The sequence below is a fragment of the Alteromonas sp. B31-7 genome, from assembly GCF_015767655.1.
GTDB lineage: Bacteria > Pseudomonadota > Gammaproteobacteria > Enterobacterales > Alteromonadaceae > Alteromonas > Alteromonas australica.
In genome coordinates this window covers 3,083,202-3,102,201 of the sequence record NZ_CP065233.1, presented here as the reverse complement: position 1 = coordinate 3,102,201, position 19,000 = coordinate 3,083,202, and the positions used below count along the sequence as shown (strand labels likewise).

At 44.2% G+C, this 19,000-nt stretch carries 15 protein-coding genes; 8 read left to right on the top strand and 7 right to left on the bottom strand.

What is annotated here, in order from left to right:
- Position 1 precedes the first annotated feature (1 nt).
- From IUA53_RS13415 to sodB, 3 genes are all read right to left on the bottom strand, one after another.
- The gene (locus IUA53_RS13415; RefSeq protein ID WP_196897262.1) at positions 2–1,288 is read right to left on the bottom strand and encodes a YeaH/YhbH family protein; all 1,287 of its coding nucleotides are present in this window, start codon (positions 1,286–1,288) and stop codon (positions 2–4) included.
- A 56-nt stretch (positions 1,289–1,344) separates the two neighbouring features.
- The gene (locus tag IUA53_RS13410; RefSeq protein WP_044056500.1) at positions 1,345–3,267 is read right to left on the bottom strand and encodes a PrkA family serine protein kinase; all 1,923 of its coding nucleotides are present in this window, start codon (positions 3,265–3,267) and stop codon (positions 1,345–1,347) included.
- A 153-nt stretch (positions 3,268–3,420) separates the two neighbouring features.
- Positions 3,421–4,005 carry a superoxide dismutase [Fe] gene (gene sodB / locus IUA53_RS13405; RefSeq protein ID WP_044056501.1) on the bottom strand — a complete coding sequence of 195 codons (585 nt, stop codon included), beginning with the start codon at positions 4,003–4,005 and terminating at the stop codon, positions 3,421–3,423.
- A 407-nt stretch (positions 4,006–4,412) separates the two neighbouring features.
- Between sodB and IUA53_RS13400 the strand changes: the two genes are divergently transcribed.
- The 5 genes from IUA53_RS13400 (at position 4,413) to IUA53_RS13380 (ending at position 12,489) form a co-directional block, all read left to right on the top strand.
- Positions 4,413–4,763, top strand: coding sequence for a Grx4 family monothiol glutaredoxin (locus tag IUA53_RS13400; RefSeq protein WP_044056502.1), 351 nt, complete (start codon positions 4,413–4,415; stop codon positions 4,761–4,763).
- Positions 4,764–5,078: 315 nt separating this feature from the next.
- The gene (locus tag IUA53_RS13395; RefSeq protein ID WP_196897261.1) at positions 5,079–7,685 is read left to right on the top strand and encodes a TonB-dependent receptor plug domain-containing protein; all 2,607 of its coding nucleotides are present in this window, start codon (positions 5,079–5,081) and stop codon (positions 7,683–7,685) included.
- Positions 7,686–7,823: 138 nt separating this feature from the next.
- Positions 7,824–8,384 (top strand): RNA polymerase sigma factor, encoded by a 561-nt coding sequence (locus IUA53_RS13390; RefSeq protein WP_081869562.1) that lies wholly within the window; start codon positions 7,824–7,826, stop codon positions 8,382–8,384.
- Between the two features lies 1 nt (position 8,385).
- Positions 8,386–9,450 carry a FecR family protein gene (locus IUA53_RS13385; RefSeq protein WP_044056504.1) on the top strand — a complete coding sequence of 355 codons (1,065 nt, stop codon included), beginning with the start codon at positions 8,386–8,388 and terminating at the stop codon, positions 9,448–9,450.
- A 177-nt stretch (positions 9,451–9,627) separates the two neighbouring features.
- Positions 9,628–12,489, top strand: a complete 2,862-nt coding sequence (locus tag IUA53_RS13380; protein WP_231401156.1) for a TonB-dependent receptor — start codon at positions 9,628–9,630, stop codon at positions 12,487–12,489.
- 114 nt (positions 12,490–12,603) lie between these two features.
- Here IUA53_RS13380 and IUA53_RS13375 read toward each other — a convergent pair whose 3' ends face one another.
- Together IUA53_RS13375 and rnt are read right to left on the bottom strand one after the other, a co-directional pair.
- The gene (locus tag IUA53_RS13375; RefSeq protein ID WP_044056505.1) at positions 12,604–12,798 is read right to left on the bottom strand and encodes a bacterioferritin-associated ferredoxin; all 195 of its coding nucleotides are present in this window, start codon (positions 12,796–12,798) and stop codon (positions 12,604–12,606) included.
- Between the two features lie 166 nt (positions 12,799–12,964).
- Positions 12,965–13,600 carry a ribonuclease T gene (gene rnt, locus IUA53_RS13370; protein ID WP_044056506.1) on the bottom strand — a complete coding sequence of 212 codons (636 nt, stop codon included), beginning with the start codon at positions 13,598–13,600 and terminating at the stop codon, positions 12,965–12,967.
- 244 nt (positions 13,601–13,844) lie between these two features.
- On the opposite strand from rnt, the gene IUA53_RS13365 reads away from it, so the two are divergent.
- The gene (locus tag IUA53_RS13365; RefSeq protein WP_052364303.1) at positions 13,845–14,717 is read left to right on the top strand and encodes a flagellar protein MotY; all 873 of its coding nucleotides are present in this window, start codon (positions 13,845–13,847) and stop codon (positions 14,715–14,717) included.
- Here IUA53_RS13365 and glpQ read toward each other — a convergent pair.
- Complete coding sequence (glpQ, locus tag IUA53_RS13360; protein WP_044446612.1) at positions 14,714–15,721, bottom strand: glycerophosphodiester phosphodiesterase; 1,008 nt, start codon at positions 15,719–15,721, stop codon at positions 14,714–14,716. The genes IUA53_RS13365 and glpQ overlap by 4 nt on opposite strands.
- A gap of 18 nt (positions 15,722–15,739) precedes the next feature.
- Positions 15,740–16,123, bottom strand: coding sequence for a lactoylglutathione lyase (gene gloA, locus IUA53_RS13355; protein WP_044056509.1), 384 nt, complete (start codon positions 16,121–16,123; stop codon positions 15,740–15,742).
- Positions 16,124–16,563: 440 nt separating this feature from the next.
- Here gloA and cspE point away from each other — a divergent pair, with 440 nt between their 5' ends.
- Positions 16,564–16,776, top strand: coding sequence for a transcription antiterminator/RNA stability regulator CspE (cspE, locus tag IUA53_RS13350; protein WP_044056510.1), 213 nt, complete (start codon positions 16,564–16,566; stop codon positions 16,774–16,776).
- 546 nt (positions 16,777–17,322) lie between these two features.
- Complete coding sequence (locus IUA53_RS13345) at positions 17,323–18,981, top strand: GGDEF domain-containing protein (RefSeq protein ID WP_231401155.1); 1,659 nt, start codon at positions 17,323–17,325, stop codon at positions 18,979–18,981.
- Positions 18,982–19,000 lie beyond the last annotated feature (19 nt).

Genomic DNA, 19,000 nt, shown 5'->3' with positions numbered 1-19,000 from the left:
GTTAAGCTCCTTGCGTATTCGATTGCTCTGTACGCTTAAATAGCTCTCTAAATACGGGGTAAATATCGCTCTGTGATTGAATGTGCTTACACACAAAATTATCGAAAGATTGGGCGACCTTTTCATACTCCCGCCATAAGCTCTGATGCTGGCGTTCAGTAATTTCTATGTAAGCGTAATAGCGTAAGCTCGGCAAAATATCCTTGCTCAATAATTCGCTACAGAAAGGAGAGTCATCGGCCCAGTTGTCGCCATCAGAAGCTTGTGCAGCATAAATATTCCAGTCGCTATCCTGATAGCGTTCTTGCACAATCTCATTCATCAGTTTAAGTGCGCTAGATACTATGGTGCCGCCGGTTTCTTGGGAGTAGAAAAACTCTTGTTCATCCACTTCTTTCGCTTGTGTGTGATGCCGAATATAAACCACTTCAACATTCTCATAGGTTCGCGTTAAAAAGAGATAAAGTAATATGTAAAAGCGTTTTGCCATGTCTTTTGTGGCTTGATCCATCGAGCCTGAAACATCCATTAAGCAAAACATCACAGCTTTGCTGGTAGGTACGGGTCGCTTATCGTAATTTTTGAACCTAAGATCGAAGGTATCTATGAAGGGCACCTTCTTAATCTTCGCACTAAGCTTTGCAATTTGGTGGCATAATTCAGCATAGTGGGGCGTATGGGTTTGATGTTCTTCTTCTAATGCATTTTGCTGTACTTCAAGTTCACGCAATTGACGTCTGTCGCTGGCGGTGAGGGCAATACGACGCGCTACCGCGCCTTTTAAAGAACGAACAATGTCTAGGTTAGAAGGGACGCCATCGGTTTGGTAGCCCGCGCGATAGGTTTCGTGTTGAACAATTTTGTCGAATTGACTCTTTTTCAAATTGGGCAGGGCTAAATCATCGAAGAGTAAATCCAGATATTCGTCTTTTGAAATTGAAAAAACAAATTCGTCTTGCCCTTCGCCATCGTTACTGGCATCACCTTCTCCCGCTCCTTGACCCCGACCCGACGGGGGGCGATTAATTTTATCGCCCGCTACAAATTGGTCATTTCCAGGGTGAACGGTTTCTCTTTTACCCCCTTTACCTGTATGAAAAATGGGTTCAGAAATATCCCGGGTGGGAATACTGATTTTCTCCCCGGTATCAAGATCGGTAACTGAACGATTACCAACTGCATCGGAAACCGCGCGCTTAATTTGCTGTTTGTAGCGTTTTAAAAAGCGCTGTCGGTTTACGGTACTCTTCCCTTTGCTATTGAGCCTTCTGTCAATAAAATGCGCCATAAGCACCTGCTAATCAATGAGTGAACAGCCAAATTTGCGTCGCCCCTCAGCGAGGGTTACGATGCCTTACGCACCCGCAGATACCATTCACATAAAAGCCTGACTTGCTTTTGGGTGTAGCCTTTTTCTGTCATGCGATTAACGAAATCATCATGCTTTTTCTGCTCTTCAGCAGAACCTTTGGTGTTAAAGGAAATAACCGGTAGTAGGTCTTCGGTGTTAGAGAACATTTTTTTCTCAATCACGGTTCTCAATTTTTCGTAACTTGTCCACGCTGGGTTTTTACCACCGTTATTGGCCCTTGCTCTCAGTACAAAGTTAACGATTTCATTTCTAAAATCCTTGGGATTGCTGATACCCGCGGGCTTTTCAGTTTTCTCCAATTCTGCATTTAATGAGCCTCTGTCAAACAGTTGCCCCGTTTCTGGATCGCGATATTCCTGGTCTTGTATCCAAAAATCAGCATAGGTGACATAGCGATCAAATAAGTTTTGTCCATACTCAGAGTAAGATTCTAAATAGGCGGTTTGAATTTCTTTACCAATAAACTCAACATACTTAGGTATCAGGAACCCTTTAAGGTGTTCTAAATACTGCTCGCTAATTTCTTGCGGGAATTGTTCCCTTTCTATTTGTCGTTCAAGCACATAAAAAAGATGAACGGGGTTGGCAGCCACTTCTTGATGATCGAAGTTGAATACCCGCGACAAAATCTTAAATGCGAAACGGGTGGACAGCCCCTCCATACCTTCATCGACACCAGCATAATCGCGGTACTCTTGATACGATTTGGCTTTAGGGTCGGTGTCTTTAAGGCTTTCGCCATCGTACACCCGCATTTTAGAAAAAATGCTGGAGTTTTCTGGCTCTTTTAGGCGAGACAATACGGTAAATTGCGCCAAACATGCGAGTGTATCGGGGGCACAGGGCGCACCACTGAGCTCGCTGCTATCAAGCAATTTTTGGTATATTTTGATTTCTTCGCTTACTCGCAAGCAATAAGGCACTTTGACAATATAGACACGGTCTAAAAATGCCTCGTTGTTTTTATTATTTCTGAATGTCTGCCATTCTGACTCGTTTGAATGAGCGAGAATAAGCCCGTCAAATGGAAGCGCCGAAAAGCCTTCTGTCGGGTTATAGTTGCCTTCTTGTGTTGCTGTTAATAAAGGATGGAGCACTTTAATAGGTGCCTTAAACATCTCAACAAATTCCATCAACCCTTGGTTGGCTTTACACAACGAGCCCGAGTAACTGTATGCATCAGGATCATTTTGAGCAAACTGTTCTAATCGACGAATATCTACCTTACCGACAAGCGCCGAAATATCTTGGTTGTTTTCATCTCCAGGCTCTGTCTTAGCGATACCAACTTGATCCAACACGGAAGGGTAAACCCTAACCACTTTGAATTGTGTGATGTCGCCATTAAATTCATGCAAGCGCTTGCGCGCCCAAGGCGACATAATTGTTTTTAGGTAGCGGGAAGGGATGCCATATTCCTGCTCTAGTAGGTGACCATCTTCTTGCGCGTCGAAAAGGCAGAAAGGATGATCATTAACCGGAGAGCCTTTCAATATATAAATAGGCACTTGCTGCATTAATGCTTTGAGCTTTTCAGCGAGTGATGACTTACCCCCGCCTACAGGACCAAGCAAATACAAAATTTGCTTTCGCTCTTCTAACCCTTGGGCGGCATGTTTTAAATACGACACAATTTGTTCAATGGCTTCTTCCATTCCATAGAATTCATTGAACGCTGGATAGCGTGAAATAACGCGATTAGAAAAGATGCGACTCAGTGCAGGATCGGTGGAGGTGTCCACCATGTTAGGTTCACCAATGGCTTTGAGTAAACGTTCCGCAGCATTTGCATAAGCCATAGCATCTGACTTGCAAATATCTAGGAACTCTTGGATGCTGAACTCTTCCTGCTTTCGCTCTTCGTAGCGACTTTGATAATGTTCGAAGATACCCATAAATACCCCTAAAAAACGGTTGCCCGTAATTTCATCTTAGACGGTATTGGGAAAAATGGGAGGGATTTACACTAGACTTTCGACGGGTGACATGAAAAAGCCCGTTAATGTAAACGGGCTTTTAAAGGTATATTAAATAACGTAACTTCGAGATTACTTAGCGAAGTTTTCGTTACCAAATTCCCAGTTAACTAATGCCCAGAAGTTTTCTAGGTACTTAGGACGCGCATTACGGTAATCGATGTAGTAAGCGTGTTCCCAAAGGTCAACCGTCAATACAGGTGTGTATTCTTCGCCAGAGATAGGCGTTTCTGCATTGCTAGTATTAACAATGTCTAGGCTACCGTCTGCTGTTTTAACAAGCCAAGTCCAGCTTGAGCCAAAGTTATTAACTGCTTTGTCGTTAAACGCTGCTTGGAAGTCTGCAAACGAGCCCCATTTAGCGTTAATAGCTTCAGCTAGGTCGCCAGTTGGCTCACCGCCGCCATTTGGGCTTAGGCAGTGCCAGTAGAACGTGTGGTTCCATACTTGCGCCGCATTGTTAAATACACCACCTTCAGAAGACTTGATAATTTCTTCAAGGCTTTTGCTTTCCATGTCTGTACCTTCAACTAAGCCATTTAGCTTAGTTACATAGGTTGCGTGATGCTTGCCATAGTGGTAGTCCAGCGTCTCAGAAGAGATATGCGGTTCAAGTGCATTTTTTTCGTATGGTAATGCTGGTAGTTCAAAAGCCATATCGGTCTCCGTTTTTGGTTTCGTGTTTTGCGTCGTGAAGCTCGCTATGCCTGTTCGGCGAGCTTAATTCCTTCGTATATTACAACTAATTGTCCGCTTAATGATATCAAAAGCGTGACATAGATGTAGGGGTAAATTTTGATAACTCAATGACAAATTTATGAAAATTAGGTGCAATAATGAATACAACCCTGTTCTTCGCATTTATCGACCCAGTATAGGTAGAGGGGGGCGCGAATAACAGATCACCTTTTTTCAGCCACGCATAGTCACGTTTTCATCATAGCGTAGGGGAATTTCACGTTTCTGACCATGAATAGTCGCCCCATTTTGTGGTAATCTGCTCTTGATTTCCAACACGTTGGTTCCCACATCTATGTGAATCAACTTTCCGCTGAGAGGATCCAATGGATAATACTGAAACGCAATCCACTGTTGAACGAATTAAACAACAGATTGAAGAAAACGCTATTCTTCTATATATGAAAGGTTCACCTAAGCTTCCTAGCTGTGGTTTTTCTGCGCAAGCGTCTCAAGCGCTTATGTCGTGTGGCGAACCTTTTGCTTATGTAGATATTCTGCAAAACCCAGATATTCGTGCTGAATTGCCAAAGTACGCGAACTGGCCTACTTTTCCTCAATTATGGGTAGACGGTGAACTTGTGGGTGGCTGTGACATCATTATTGAAATGTTCCAGCAGAACGAATTACAGCCACTTATTAAAGAAGTTGCTGAAAAAAATAAGCAAGAAGACTAGTTTAAAAAATAGTATTAAAAAACCGGCTTTATGCCGGTTTTTTCAATTAAAAAGCCCTCATTTACCTTCACTTTTATCTCCCTCAAATACCTATAGACAGCTCAGAAAATAAAATCCTCTACGCCAATAAAATAAATAATTTTTTTCACTAAAATTGTTTGTTTTTTAGTGGCTTACGCTCTATAAAAATGCAGTGCTGACGTCTTGTTGTCAGTGTTGAAGGTATAAAAAATAACATCTCCCTGGGCACATTTTTCGCAATGAATTTGCACATAACAATAAAAATGGCTTACAGGGCAAATCCGGGAAACCATTATGAACACACGCTTGTCTTTATTGACAAAAAACGTCCGATCCGTGCTTGCTGCTTCAGCTGCATTTTCTGTTATGGCCACTGCGCCTGTTTATGCTCAAGAAGCGGAAACGGAAGCCAAAGCAGAAGATTATGAGCAAATAGCCATCGTAGGCTCTCGTGCAGCACCGCGTTCCGTTGCTGATTCTGCGGTACCTATTGATATTATTTCTGATGAAGAGTTTAAGCAGCAGGGCGCTACCGATATGGTGTCTATGATGCAAACTGTGGTGCCGTCATTCAACGTGAACGACCAACCAATTAATGACGCTTCAACCTTAGTACGCCCTGCCAACCTGCGTGGTATGGCATCGGACCACACCCTCGTTTTAGTGAATGGTAAGCGTCGCCACCGTTCTGCCGTGATTACCTTTTTAGGCGGCGGTTTATCTGATGGGGCACAAGGTCCTGATATTTCTGTTATTCCAGCGGCAGCGCTAAAGCAAGTTGAAGTATTGCGTGATGGAGCAGCAGCACAATACGGTTCAGATGCTATTGCAGGGGTCATTAACTTTGTTCTTAACGATGCCTCAGAAGGGGGCTCGTTTGAAGCGCGTTATGGCTCTTACTACGAAGGCGATGGTGACATGATTCAGCTTGCGGGTAATGTAGGCATGCCTTTATCTGAAAACGGGTTTATTAACCTGTCGGCTGAATATCGCACTGCCGACGACACCTCTCGAAGCGTACAGCGTGACGACGCCGCAGAGCTTATTGCCGGTGGGAATAGCTTTGTCGCTGACCCAGCGCAAGTGTGGGGGTCTCCTGAAATTAAATACGACGTTAAGTTATTTGCTAACCTAGGTTTAACGTTATCCGACACCAGCGAAGCCTATATGTTTGGTAACTATGCTGAACGTGAAGTGGAAGGTGGTTTCTATTTCCGTAACCCCCACAACCGTGGTGGTGTTTACGATGGTGGCATTGAAGCGGCCGATATTGATGGTGATGGCGTTATTGGTGAAGACGAAGGTTATCAATTACTTTTAGTGGGCGATTTAACGGGCGATATGTCGGGTAATTGCCCCACCGATATTCGTGTTGGTGACAATGTCCTTGATAACCAAACCTACATCGATCAAGTGCAGAATAACCCTGACTGTTTTGCGTTCAACGAAATTCTACCCGGTGGCTTTACTCCAAGGTTCGGTGGTGTGGTAACCGACATGTCGTTGGTCTTTGGTACCAAAGGTGAGCTAGAAAACGACATTACCTACGATGTAAGCCTAAACCTTGGGGAAAACGAAGTTGATTTCCTCATAAGCAATACGATTAACCCGTCGTTAGGGCCAGATACCCCTTTTGAATTTAGTCCGGGCCGTTATATTCAGTCTGAACAAACGTTGGATATCGACTTTACTAAGCCCTTCGAGATGGGCTTGTACGAACCTTTATTTGTTGCCTCCGGTTTCCAATATCGCCATGAAAGCTATGAAAGTATTGCGGGTGACACTGCGTCTTATGAAATTGGGCCACTAGCCACACAAGGGTTTGGCATAGGGTCAAATGGTTTCCCTGGTTTAGCGGCTAACAGTCAAGGTGAAGTGTCTCGTCACAACATTGCATTTTACGTAGACGCTGAAGCCTACGTGACTGAGAACTTTATGTTAGCAGCAGCATTGCGCTATGAAGACTATTCTGATTTTGGTGATACCACCAAAGGTAAAATTGCGTTTCGATGGCAGGCGCTGGAAGACATTGCATTTCGTGGTGCTTATTCAACTGGATTTAAAGCACCCACGCTGGGGCAAAGTAATGTTCGTAACGTGACCACCGCATTTGGTACTAACGGCGAACTTATTGACCGTGCAACATTGCCGCCTACCGACCCTGTCTCGGTGCTAAAAGGTGGGGAAGCGCTAACACCAGAAGAATCTGAAAGCATCACATTTGGTATTGTGGCTAATTTCGATAGTGGCCTATTTATTACTGCAGATTACTACAATATTGAAGTTACCGATCGTATCAGTACAGCATCGGGTATTGAGTTAACCGATGAAGATATTGCTATCTTGCTAGAGCAAGGTATCGACGATGCGTCTAGTTTCTCTGAAATCAGCTTCTTTACCAATGACTTTGATACAACCACTGAAGGTGTGGATGTGGTGGCTAACTACAGCATGGAAATGCTGGGTGGCGATACTAAGTTCTCCCTTGCGTACAACTGGACATCGACCACAGTGGATGAAGCATCACCGAATATTTCAGAAGAACGTATCCGCATGTTAGAAGATAACCTGCCAGCAGTGCGTTACAGCGCGACAGCGAATCACACTAATGGTGATTGGCGTGTGCTTGCACGTTTGAATTATTACGGTAGCATTTTTGAAGATCACTTAGATTCAGCGTTACCTATCGACAAGGTAGGTTCTGAATTTACCGTAGATTTAGAGGTAGCATACAATGTTTCGGAAAAGTTTACCGTGACGGTTGGTGCGAAGAATGCCTTTGATGAATACCCAGATGAAAATACCCAATATGCAGGCATTGCAGGTTCATTGTATCCGACTACGTCTCCCATCGGCATCAATGGTGGTTTCTATTACCTGAGAGGTATGTACACCTTCTAAAAACTGAAACCGGACAAAAGGGAGCGTTGCTCCCTTTTGTTTTTTTCTTACAGGGCTTTTAAATTTAATGCAAAAAGTACCATTAATTGGCATGATAAGTGTCTTACGTTCAGCAAATTGAAACACCATCCTAAAAATATGACCACGAAGTCGACAGTCGCCGAAACCTTTCTTAAATATCGCTCTAAGCTTATGCGTGCAGTGAGTGCTATTGTTGGCGCTGATGATATCGAAGACATCGTTCAAGAAGCCTTTATAAAAAGTTACGAAGCCGAGTTAAAACAAGAGATACGCTACGAGCGTACGTATATGCTAAAGACGGCGCGTAATTTAGCGTTGAACCATATTGCAAAAGCAGAAAATAAAAATAAACAAACTGTAGATGATATGGATTTTTTGCCTCACGAACTGGTGGGGTACAGCCTAGAAAAAAATGTAGAAAGTAAAGAGCGTTTTATTCACTTTTGCCGAGCCACAGATACGCTATCTGCGGATGTGAAACGGGTCTTTTTACTGAAAAAAGTTTATGGCATGCGACAGAAAGATATCGCTGAGTTGGTGGGACTCAGTGAAAGTACGGTAGAAAAGCATGTCGCCAAAGGTTTAATGTTATGTTCCCGCTATTTAGCCGAACTAGCAAAAGATAACGTGCCCGCCCCGTTATCTAAAAAAGACAATCAGGACATCAGCCGTAGTTAACATGAACAATATTCGTCAATTCTCCAGTAAAGAAGATATTCAAGAGCAGGCTTGTCTTTGGATTAGTCGTCTTGATCGCGAGTTAACAGGTAATGAAAAAGACGCCCTCGAAGCTTGGTTGAAAGAAAGTAAAGCCCATAGAAAAGCATTACTTGAAGCGGCCAGTTTGTGGGATGACATGTCAGTGTTAAACGAATTAAGTGGTTTGTTCCCTAGACAGCCTACCAGTGCTGCCAAAGAAGCAAAGCAAACACGACGACTTCGTACCCGAGCTAAGTGGAGTATTGCCGCCGCCTTTTTAGTTATGGCCGTGGCGGTAGGGGTGCTACTTGAACAAACATGGCTTAATAACACGCCCGTACTTGCAAGCATCACGGAAAAAGTAGAAACCGGTGTTGGCGAGCAAAAAAATATTACGCTTGCAGATGGGTCTAAGCTGCATCTGAATACCGACTCTATCGTTACCGTAGATTTCACGGAAAACGCGCGTAATATCGTGTTGCTAAGAGGCGAAGCTCACTTTGATGTTGCCCATGATACGTCACGCCCTTTTACGGTAACAGCGGGCAACAATACCGTTACCGCCGTGGGCACAGCATTTAACATGCAGTACGTAGATGATCAGGCTTTTGAATTGGTTGTTACCGACGGTAAAGTGTTGGTGGCAGACAGGTTCAATACGTTTAACCGCCAAGGTTCCTTGTTTAGTAATAAACCCAATTCAGAAGAAGGGTTATTGCTATACGCCGGTGAAAAAGCGGTGGTGAAGGGGAAAGTTGAAGAGAAAGAGAACCTTTCAAAAAATGACATTGATGACGATTTAGCATGGCAAAAAGGCATGATAGTGTTTAAAGGTGAACCTCTTGAGTCTGTGTTAGAAGAAATAGGCCGTTACACACCTGTACGCTTTTCTATTAGCGACGAGGGACTAAAGCGTCGGCGTGTTGCAGGCTACTTTAAAGTCGGTGACATAGAAGGCCTATTAGGGGCGCTTAAAAACAGCTTTAATATAGAATACGAAAAAATAACCGAAACCAGCATACAGCTTTCTGTGGCTTCAAGTTAAGTTGCACCGGTGTCGAGAAAGGGCCATCGCCACTTGCGCTTAAATGACTTTCTACCAACCCTGGGCTCGATGATGAGACAGACAAAGATATATCGCCTAGTCACAGGAATTTTACTCGTGGGATTGGGTTTCACGTCAGCGTCTGCCCAACCTTTATTGATTTTAAAGGGCGCCCGCTTGAGCATTACATCTAGCTCAGCGCAGCAAAACACAACACCCGATGGCCCAATTACCTTTTCTATTCCTGCACAGGATGCCGATGCGGCGTTAACAGAACTTGCTAAGCAAGCGAATACCACTTTGTTATTTCCTTTCGACATTGCCAAACGAGTCAAGGCCAATGCGTTGTCAGGCTCTTTTACCCTTAATGAAGCCTTAGTGTTGCTACTAGAAGGCACGCCGCTTGCGGTAGTTACCAGCGCAGCCGGTGAAATAAGTATACGTTCCAGAGCGGCGTTGGAAGTGAAGGCGCAGGACGGCAGAGAAGTGGCCAAGAACAAGCAAGACGATGGAGAACATCAGCTAGAGCGGATTGCCGTTGTGGGCACACGAAGCACGCCAAGAAGCGTGGTAGATTCACCGGTGCCATTGGATATTATTGGATCTGATGCCTTGGCTGCACAGGGTAACTCCGATGTACTCTCTATGCTAAGTAGTATGGTGCCTTCCCTAAGCGTTAACGACCAACCCATTAATGATGCAACAAGCCTCGTGAGGCCAGCGAATTTACGCGGTATGGCATCTGATCACACGCTACTACTGGTAAATGGTAAGCGTAGGCACAGATCGGCGGTTATCACCTTTCTTGGTGGCGGATTGTCTGACGGAGCTCAAGGGCCAGATATTTCTGTCATTCCAGCTTATGCGCTTAAACAAGTTGAAGTTTTGAGAGACGGCGCCTCGGCGCAGTACGGGTCAGACGCCATCGCAGGGGTCATCAATTTTGCGCTTAAAGATAGCCCTTCAGGTGGCAGTGTAGCCTTAAAAACAGGGGTATATTCTGAGGGAGATGGAGCGCTATTCCAGCTGCAAGCTAATCAAGGGTTTGCTTTAGGAAATCACGGGTTTCTTAATGCCACGGTTGAATATCGCCAGCAAGAAGGGACCTCCCGTTCAGTGCAGCGCGACGACGCAGCCGAACTCATTGATATGGGAAATACTGCAATAGCTAACCCTGCCCAGGTGTGGGGTGCGCTTGATGTGAATGAAGACGTGAAAATGTCGATAAATACCGGTTGGCGTTTTTCAGATCACGTTGAAGGTTATACATTTTCTACTTACGCCCATCGTGATATAGCGGGTGGTTTTTATTATCGCAACCCACAAACTCGAGAGGGCGTATTCAGCCAAACCGACGATGTTTCAGGCGTGCGAACGCTGTTGGTGGGCGACTTAGATGGCGTAGGGCAGGGAATAGCGTGCCCCACCATCGTGTTGGATAGCGCAAATGTGTTGGACAATCCGCTTTATCAGCAAATTGCCGATAATAGTACCGAGGTTGGCGCAAATTGCTTTGCCTTTAACGAGTGGTTTCCCGGCGGGTTCACGCCACAATTTGGGGGCACGATCACCGATGCGTCACTGACCTCCGGCTTGCGCATTGACCTTAACAATGGCTGGGCGCTAGACGTGAGCGGGAGCTTAGGCTACTCGGATATTGCTTATACGCTGTCGGGCACAGTGAACCCTTCGCTTGGGCCTGATACGCCTCTGACGTTTTCGCCAGGTTCTGTGAGTCAAATAGAGCGAACGTTTAATTTCGACTTAACTAAGTTGATAGACACGCCGTTGGCGGAGCCTGTTAGTTTAGCGTTAGGGGCTGAGTGGCGCAGAGAAACCTACTTTCAGCATGCCGGTGATGAAGCGTCGTTTGAGGCCGGCCCTTTGGCCTACGATCCAAATACGGGGTTATCCCAAGGCTTTTCAATCGGCTCGAATGGATTTCCAGGTTATCAGCCTCAATCCGCAGGACATTGGAGTAGAAGTAACTGGGCATTATATTCGGATGTGGAATTGTTCGTGACCGATCCCTGGCAGTTGGCACTAGCGTTACGGGTAGAGCACTTTACTGACTTTGGATCCACATTTGATGGTAAGTTGAGTACTCGCTATCAATTTAATGATTACACCGCCGTTCGAGGCTCTATCAATACAGGCTTTAAAGCGCCCACGGTAGGCCAAAGCAATGTAATAAACGTGACCACCGCCTATGCTGCAAATGGCTTAGAAGACCAGGCAACGTTGCCGCCCACCGACCTTATATCTCAACAATTAGGTGCTAGTGCACTGCAACCTGAAGAGTCGGTGAACTATAGCTTTGGCGCTGTTATGCAGCTAAATGCAAATATCTTCGCCACGCTGGATTATTTTACAATACGTTTAAGCGACCGTATCAGCACAACCTCAGCGATTCCGCTTACCCAAGAAGATATTGACGCCTTAACGGCGTTAGGCAGAGAAGATGCAGTTAATTACAATGCGGCCAAATACTTCACGAACGATTTTGGTACGCGCACACAAGGCATAGACTTCGTCTTACATTACGAAGAAAACCTATGGGATTGGCAAAATAAACTTATCCTTGCCTATAACTGGACAGATACCCAAGTTGAACGAGTGACCCTATACCCCACCTTAGTCGACGGCGTTATGCAGTTGCGGCCTAACCTCACATCACAGCGTATTCGTATGCTAGAAGACAACCTGCCAGCCCACCGAGGTAGCGTTACCCTAGAGCAAAGTCAGGGCAGGCTTAATTTTATATGGCGAATGAATTATTTCAGTGATTTCTACGAAGACCATTTAGATGCGTCTGCGGGAATGGATATCTACGGCAGTGATACCCTTACATTTGATGCGCAAGTGGCTTGGTACTATTCGCCAACAATGAGAGTCACCTTGGGGGCGCAAAACCTGTTTGATAATACCCCTGAAGAAAATCCCTTCAAAGGTGAAGTTGGTGCCTTGTACCCGCCCACATCTCCAGGCGGAATTAACGGCGCGTTTTATTATTTAGGCTTTGAACATACGTTTAATTAATTAAATAACCGAGGCGGAAGTGGGTCAGAATGTTTAGAGGAAAGCTTTCTGGGGTGGTGATGATGCCATGCTAGGGCAGGTGACGTGTAAGTCGGCATTGGCAACCGTTGATTACTAGCCGACGTTTTTAAATAGCGAGTCATCAACAATGGTCTGGTCGATGATTTGTTGTGCCATTTGTATACACTTGCCGCACTGTGAGCCTAATTCTAATTGCGCACGCAACTCACGCATGTTACCCACACCTTGATCTTGTACAGCAGCGCGGATAGTTTTATCGGTCACACCGTAGCACATACATACAAACATTCATCGTACTCCAAATAAGTCTGTAAATGATAATAATTGCTATTCATTGTTAAAGCAAGTCACTCATCGAAGATTTTGCATGAATTTTCCCCAAACCATCATTTTCCTAAAAACCGAGCAACCAATAAAAAAGGCGCCGAAAGGCGCCTTGTTCATCAGGATAAATTCAGGAAGCTTCGGTGAGGGGCCAGCCCCCTAATGCTTTGTAGCGGTTGACCATGTAGCAAAATAGTTCCGTCGTTTTTTGAGCATCATATAATGCACTATGCGCTTCTTTCTGATCGAAATGAATACCCGCAGCACGGCAAGCCTTCACCAGCACGGTTTGGCCTAATGACAACCCAGCTAAGCTAGTGGTATCAAAGGAGACAAAAGGGTGAAAAGGCGTGCGCTTTATATTACACCTTGCTATTGCGGCATTGACAAAGCTCTGATCAAAGGTGGCGTTGTGCGCCACAATGACTGAGCGTTGGCAATTAGCGTCTTTTTGCGCTTTGCGTATGCCTTTACATAATTCTTTCATGGCGGCGCTTTCTTCTATGGCGCCACGCAATGCGCAAGTTGGGTCAATACCGTTAAACTCGAGAGCAGCAGGTTCTAAATTGGCACCTTCAAAGGGGTCAATATGATAGTGAAAGGTAAGATCAGGATGCAGAATACCCTGTTCATCCATTTTCACTGTTACCGCTGCAATTTCTAATAAAGCGTCTGTGTTTGCGTTAAATCCTGCGGTTTCGACATCGATAACCACGGGGAAATAACCTCTGAAACGGTGAGATAAAGCATGTGAAGACTCAGACATAAACGCTCTTTTACTGATGTTAGACGATGACGAACATACACTAATTTGCTAAGTGTACCCTTATGCAGGTGAGGGATTATGTCAATTAAATAAGTGTGTATCCAGCGATGTTTCGCATTCGTTTCGGTTCAGATGTATAATTGATGGTATATCGAGCTAAACTTTTCTACACTTGGGGCGATATATTCTCTAGACGTTGTCTTTTAACGGCCTGCGTTTGGTTTTATATTCTTGTTAAGTAGGTGTGGCTGTGAAACTTAAATACTTATTTCTCTTCTGCTTGGTAGCGACGACTTCGGTCAGTGCGGCTATGCGCCAATATGCCGCTACCGTGGAAACATCGTCGTGGGAAGTCGCGGACGCCTCTCGTTTACAGTGTACCCTCAATCATGAATTACCAGGGTATGGAGCTGCAATGTTTACCAGCGTCGCGTCAAAACAACTCAATATGGAATTTGAGTTAGACATGCATTTGCTGCCCAACCATTTTGACGTTGCCGCTGTGTATTCGGTTCCGCCACGGTGGATGCCTGGTGTAGCACCAAAAACCATTGCAGACATGACAATTCGTAAACAATATAACGGTGACTTACCGCAAGACGCTGCTTGGACAATGTTGTCAGAACTCGAAAAGGGATTTTGGCCCACCATTTACTACAACGACTGGTACAACAAAAACGACAAAGTGAGCGTGGCGTTGAACGCAAGTAATTTTGCGCATGTTTACAACGAATTTGTGCAGTGTGTATCAAACCTGCTGCCCTATAATTTTGATGATATTGCGTACACTGTATTGTCTTATCAAAAAAATAGTACTGAGCTATCAAAGTACTCGCAAAAGCGATTAACCATGATAGGTGAATATTTGAAAGAAGACAGCGAACTTGAACTGGTGCTTTTAGATGGTTACACAGACAGTTATGGCGGGCGCTGGAACAACGAACAATTGTCGATTAGACGCGCCAATGAAGTAAAATCCTACCTAACAACCCTTGGCGTGCCTGAAGACAGAATTCAGCTTACTGGCCATGGTGAAAAACGTCATATCGCGCCGAACGACACCCGGGATGCTCGGGCGCAGAACAGGCGCGTGGTAGTAAGATTATCTAAGGGTTAGTTCGACTTTTCTCGCCAGGTTTTCACCGTGGGAACCTGGTCTGTGAATACACCATCTACCGCCAGAATATCTTTTAACGTAGTAAGCAATTGCTCGCTGGTGAAACCAGGCGGTAGAGCATCCTTCCTGAAGGTGTAAGGGTGAATAATAAGCTTGTTTTGTTGCGCGAAGGCTAGCCAGGGCTGCGCTTCCACTTTTCCTGCTTTTAGCGCTTCTGTGTTAAGAAGTTGGCCGAGCCATGGCCCAATTCCATCCGCGTATTTAGATACTTCAGCCATGCCTGCTTCTGTACGAAGGTAGGTGTAGTCGGTCGCAGATTCTCCCCAACTATTATCGGCAATCAACATGACTAAATTGCCTTGGTAACCCAATTCATCACGTAATCGTTTCACTTCTGCAAAATCAAAGCACTGAAGATAACTGTTAGCGTTTTTATCTGTCATGCCGTAATCACCTAATGTAGCCAGCACAATTTTGCTGATATCCACGCCTTGCTCACGGTGCCATGCGGGTGATTTGATTTCAGGGTAAATACCAATATCAGTGTCGAATTGGCGGTTCAATTGCGAGATTAACTCAATATGTTCAGCTAATGTGGCAATAGTGAAATGGGCCTGTGTTCCCTGATAACGGTTTGGAAAAACTGGCGAGCCATCGGTATTTTGTCTTTCATGAACCCGTAAGCGTTTCAATTCCGCTAAAGTGAAATCTAGCGCATAGAAGCGACCATCGTCTCGTGCTCTATCACTGTAGACGTCTTCTACATTTGTCACGGTTTCAAGGTGTATGTCGTGCAGCACTACGGGCACACCGTCTTTTGTTATAACGACGTCTTGCTCTATAAAGTCAGGGCGCTGAGCGAAGGCTAAAGTGGCCGCTTCCAATGTATGTTCAGGTAAGAACCCCGAGGCACCTCTGTGGGCAATGATGTCGAAAGGCTCTGCAACACTTAGAGAACTCACTAGCGCTGAGCAGCCAATGAATATGTAACGGGTTAAGCTCATGGTCAATATCCTTGTTGATTATTTGGCTTGGATCAGTTCAATGGCGTAGCCATCTGGGTCACGTACAAATGCAATGATGGTTTGCCCGCCTTTTACTGGCCCAGGCTTGCGATAAACCTCAGCGCCCTGGTTTTCCAATTCACCACAAAACCCGTAAATATCTTCCACTTCAATGGCAATATGGCCATAGGCATTGCCCTTGTCGTACGTGTTTTCGCCCCAATTGTAAGTTAGCTCAAGCACGGTGGCGTGGCTTTCATCACCGTAGCCAACAAAGGCAAGTGTGTACTCATATTCTTTATTGTCTGAACGGCGTAGTAGTTTCATACCCATAAGTTCAGTATAGAAATGCAAAGAGGCATCGAGATCTTCAACTCGAAGCATAGTGTGTAACATTCTCATTATTTTTTCCTTCGCAGTTATTTTACCTGGTTAACGTAAATCTAATTTACGAAAAATGACAAATATTGGTAGGTTATAAGCCAAGTCTAATTGATTTTTATGATAAAAATGAGTCAAAGGAAGGGATTTGTTATTATCGGTGTTGTTGTGGATATTGCCGTTTTTATGCGCGTTTTTTAAAAATCGTTTGCAGGAGGGCAGATAAAAGGGATATTTAGAAAAATAAAACACAAGTTAGCTAGACTTGTACATTCAATCTGTGTACACTGGCCGCGCTTTAGATAATCAAAGCTATTTCTACTACTGCGTTGTACCCTCTTTATTCTTCTTTTTAAATCGAAGTTTTAATAGATATACATTTGCGTTACTAGCTAATACGTTATGTCTATTGCTTTTCGGTGAAATTCACCATTATTACTTTCATTAAAAAGGTTTATATTATGTCTGATACAGTTAACGGTACAGTTAAGTGGTTTAACGAAGAAAAAGGTTTTGGTTTCCTAACTCAAGACGGTGGCGGTAAAGATGTATTCGTACATTTCCGTTCAATCGCTTCTGACGGTTTCAAAACTCTAGCTGAAGGCCAAGCGGTAAGCTTCAGTGTAGAACAAGGTCAAAAAGGCCTTCAAGCTGCAAACGTTGTTGTTCTTTAAATAGAACTTTAAAATACAACGACAAAAGGCTAAGTTTTTTGCTTAGCCTTTTTAATTTGTGCAGTACTTACGTTTTTATTTATTTTTGGTTTGATAAGAACAAAATTTTGAAAGGAATTTTAAAACGAATAAAAAACTAGCAATATTATTATAAAAGAAAAATTATATGTCTCATTCTATTAACGGCGCTTCGCTCCGTACACTCCCCCCTATTTCGACAATCTCAGTAAATAAATTTAACGTTGTATTTACCGATACAGAATGTCAAAAATCTATTCAGTTTCGAAACAATAAAGACACGAAAGTTTTTTTACATTGGTTGCTTAATACCACTGTTGAAAGCATATATGCCTAACGCATCTGTCCTACCAACAACGCAATTTAATACGTATCTCGTTAAATAACTCACAATAAGTTAAAAAGCGAATAAGCCGCATTGTGCTTTTGCGAGCTTGTGTATATATTTTGTTTAGTTGTATTCCAACTCGCAATGGAAAGTCCCTAATAAAAGGGGCGAGAACCTTTATTGGTGATAGGGATTAATTTTTGCTTTCTTACCTTCAATGTTTAAGGGCGCTGTGTTTTTTTAGCCTAGCCATGGTATTTCCGGTGTTAGGTGAAGTCGTTGACTTAAAGAATGGCAAAGTGACCCTCCAAGACTCCCATATTTGGCGAGAGTTACCTGCTAGTATTGAGCTAGCGAATATAGCCAGTGCGACATTGCTACAGCCACTTCAAACAGGTTATGAGCACCTACCTATCGCCCCTTCGTTAGGCGGGGAGTCGGGTTCCTACATCACTAAACTATTGTTAAAGCCCTCCGCTGACGGGCGTTATTTTGTGGTCATTAATGCTAATTTCATCGATATTGGGTTATCTGCCTATGTGTCAGGCTCGCAGACACGCCCCCAGATTGAGGTTTTTTCACAGTTAGCAGATGATGCTACGCCCCATCTTTTGCACTTCCAGAGTTTCGCTATTCAGGTGAATGAAAGTGAAACCGTTGAGTTATGGTTAGTCATCAAGGCCAAGCAATTTCCTACACCTGTCTCCATTTCATTTTACGACCCAGCCACGTTTTATGAGTACCAAATTTATAATAATGGTTTGTCTATTGCCGCCATAACCACCATGACACTACTGGCACTATTAGCCATTCTGGTGTATTTGAGTACAAAAAAGCGGGTGGCGCTTACGTGTGCGGGTTATTTAGGTTTACATGGCATTGGCTGGGCTGCAGCTTCGGGATTGCTTGACGACTTGTTTAATATTCCCACAAACAGTACCTACTGGGGAATGATGCTGTTTCCTTTTGCCATTGCGTGTGCAGGGCAGTTTGTGTCTGACCTTTTTGATTGTCCATCTAACCATAAAAAGCTCTTTCGGTTTCTACGCGTTTTTAGTGTGATAAGCGTGGGTTTGGGTGTCACCATGTGGTTTTTACCATTTACTACGGGGTTTCTTATTTCCCACTTGCTGGCGATGGTATGGATGATACTCACTCTCAGTATTGGCGTGACTATGCTTAAAATAAGAGACTTTCGAGCAAAGTATTTTTTAACAGGTAACCTGCTTTATAGCGCGTCACTCGGCTACTACATTAGTGCCCACAGCCATTATTTTGGTGAATTGCCCTATTCAGAGTCGGCAGTAGTGGTTGCGTTGTCGGTAGATTGCATTTGCATTTTATTGTGCTTAGCCGAGTGGTTTAAACTGCAACAAATAGAGTTTAATCGAAACTACTACCTGTCTCGAACCGATGCAATGACCAAGCTGGGTAACCGTTTTGCGTTATCTGAGTGTATTGAGCAATTGAATGGCTATTACGTGGTGGTTTATGTTGATTTAGATGGGTTAAAAACAGTAAACGACAGAAACGGCCATCAAGAGGGCGATAAACTTATCGTTGAAACCGCCAGACTTATGCAGCGGTCATTCAGCCATCGGGGAAGCGTATTTCGCTCGGGCGGTGACGAATTTGTGAGTATTTTACATGCCCAATCCGCCCCTGAGTTAGAGGAATTAACCAAGAGTTGCCGATCGCATATGGATGCATTGTCTTACGAACTTAGTCAGGCTTGGCGTAGGGCAGGGGTGAGTTTTGGTATTGCGACCAGTGTGGAATGTGATTCTGCCAAAGACTGTATTTTCCTTGCCGATAAACGTATGTACCAATACAAATCAATAAATAAGAAACTGGCTTAACGGGTTCATGTTGCTCACA

Bases quoted from the DNA above. Each gene is read 5' to 3' on its own strand.
- IUA53_RS13415 (WP_196897262.1), bottom strand. From the start codon at position 1,288: ATGGCGCATTTTATTGACAGAAGGCTCAATAGCAAAGGGAAGAGTACC.
- IUA53_RS13410 (WP_044056500.1), bottom strand. From the start codon at position 3,267: ATGGGTATCTTCGAACATTATCAAAGTCGCTACGAAGAGCGAAAGCAG.
- sodB (WP_044056501.1), bottom strand. From the start codon at position 4,005: ATGGCTTTTGAACTACCAGCATTACCATACGAAAAAAATGCACTTGAA.
- IUA53_RS13400 (WP_044056502.1), top strand. From the start codon at position 4,413: ATGGATAATACTGAAACGCAATCCACTGTTGAACGAATTAAACAACAG.
- IUA53_RS13395 (WP_196897261.1), top strand. From the start codon at position 5,079: ATGAACACACGCTTGTCTTTATTGACAAAAAACGTCCGATCCGTGCTT.
- IUA53_RS13390 (WP_081869562.1), top strand. From the start codon at position 7,824: ATGACCACGAAGTCGACAGTCGCCGAAACCTTTCTTAAATATCGCTCT.
- IUA53_RS13385 (WP_044056504.1), top strand. From the start codon at position 8,386: ATGAACAATATTCGTCAATTCTCCAGTAAAGAAGATATTCAAGAGCAG.
- IUA53_RS13375 (WP_044056505.1), bottom strand. From the start codon at position 12,798: ATGTTTGTATGTATGTGCTACGGTGTGACCGATAAAACTATCCGCGCT.
- rnt (WP_044056506.1), bottom strand. From the start codon at position 13,600: ATGTCTGAGTCTTCACATGCTTTATCTCACCGTTTCAGAGGTTATTTC.
- glpQ (WP_044446612.1), bottom strand. From the start codon at position 15,721: ATGAGCTTAACCCGTTACATATTCATTGGCTGCTCAGCGCTAGTGAGT.
- gloA (WP_044056509.1), bottom strand. From the start codon at position 16,123: ATGAGAATGTTACACACTATGCTTCGAGTTGAAGATCTCGATGCCTCT.
- cspE (WP_044056510.1), top strand. From the start codon at position 16,564: ATGTCTGATACAGTTAACGGTACAGTTAAGTGGTTTAACGAAGAAAAA.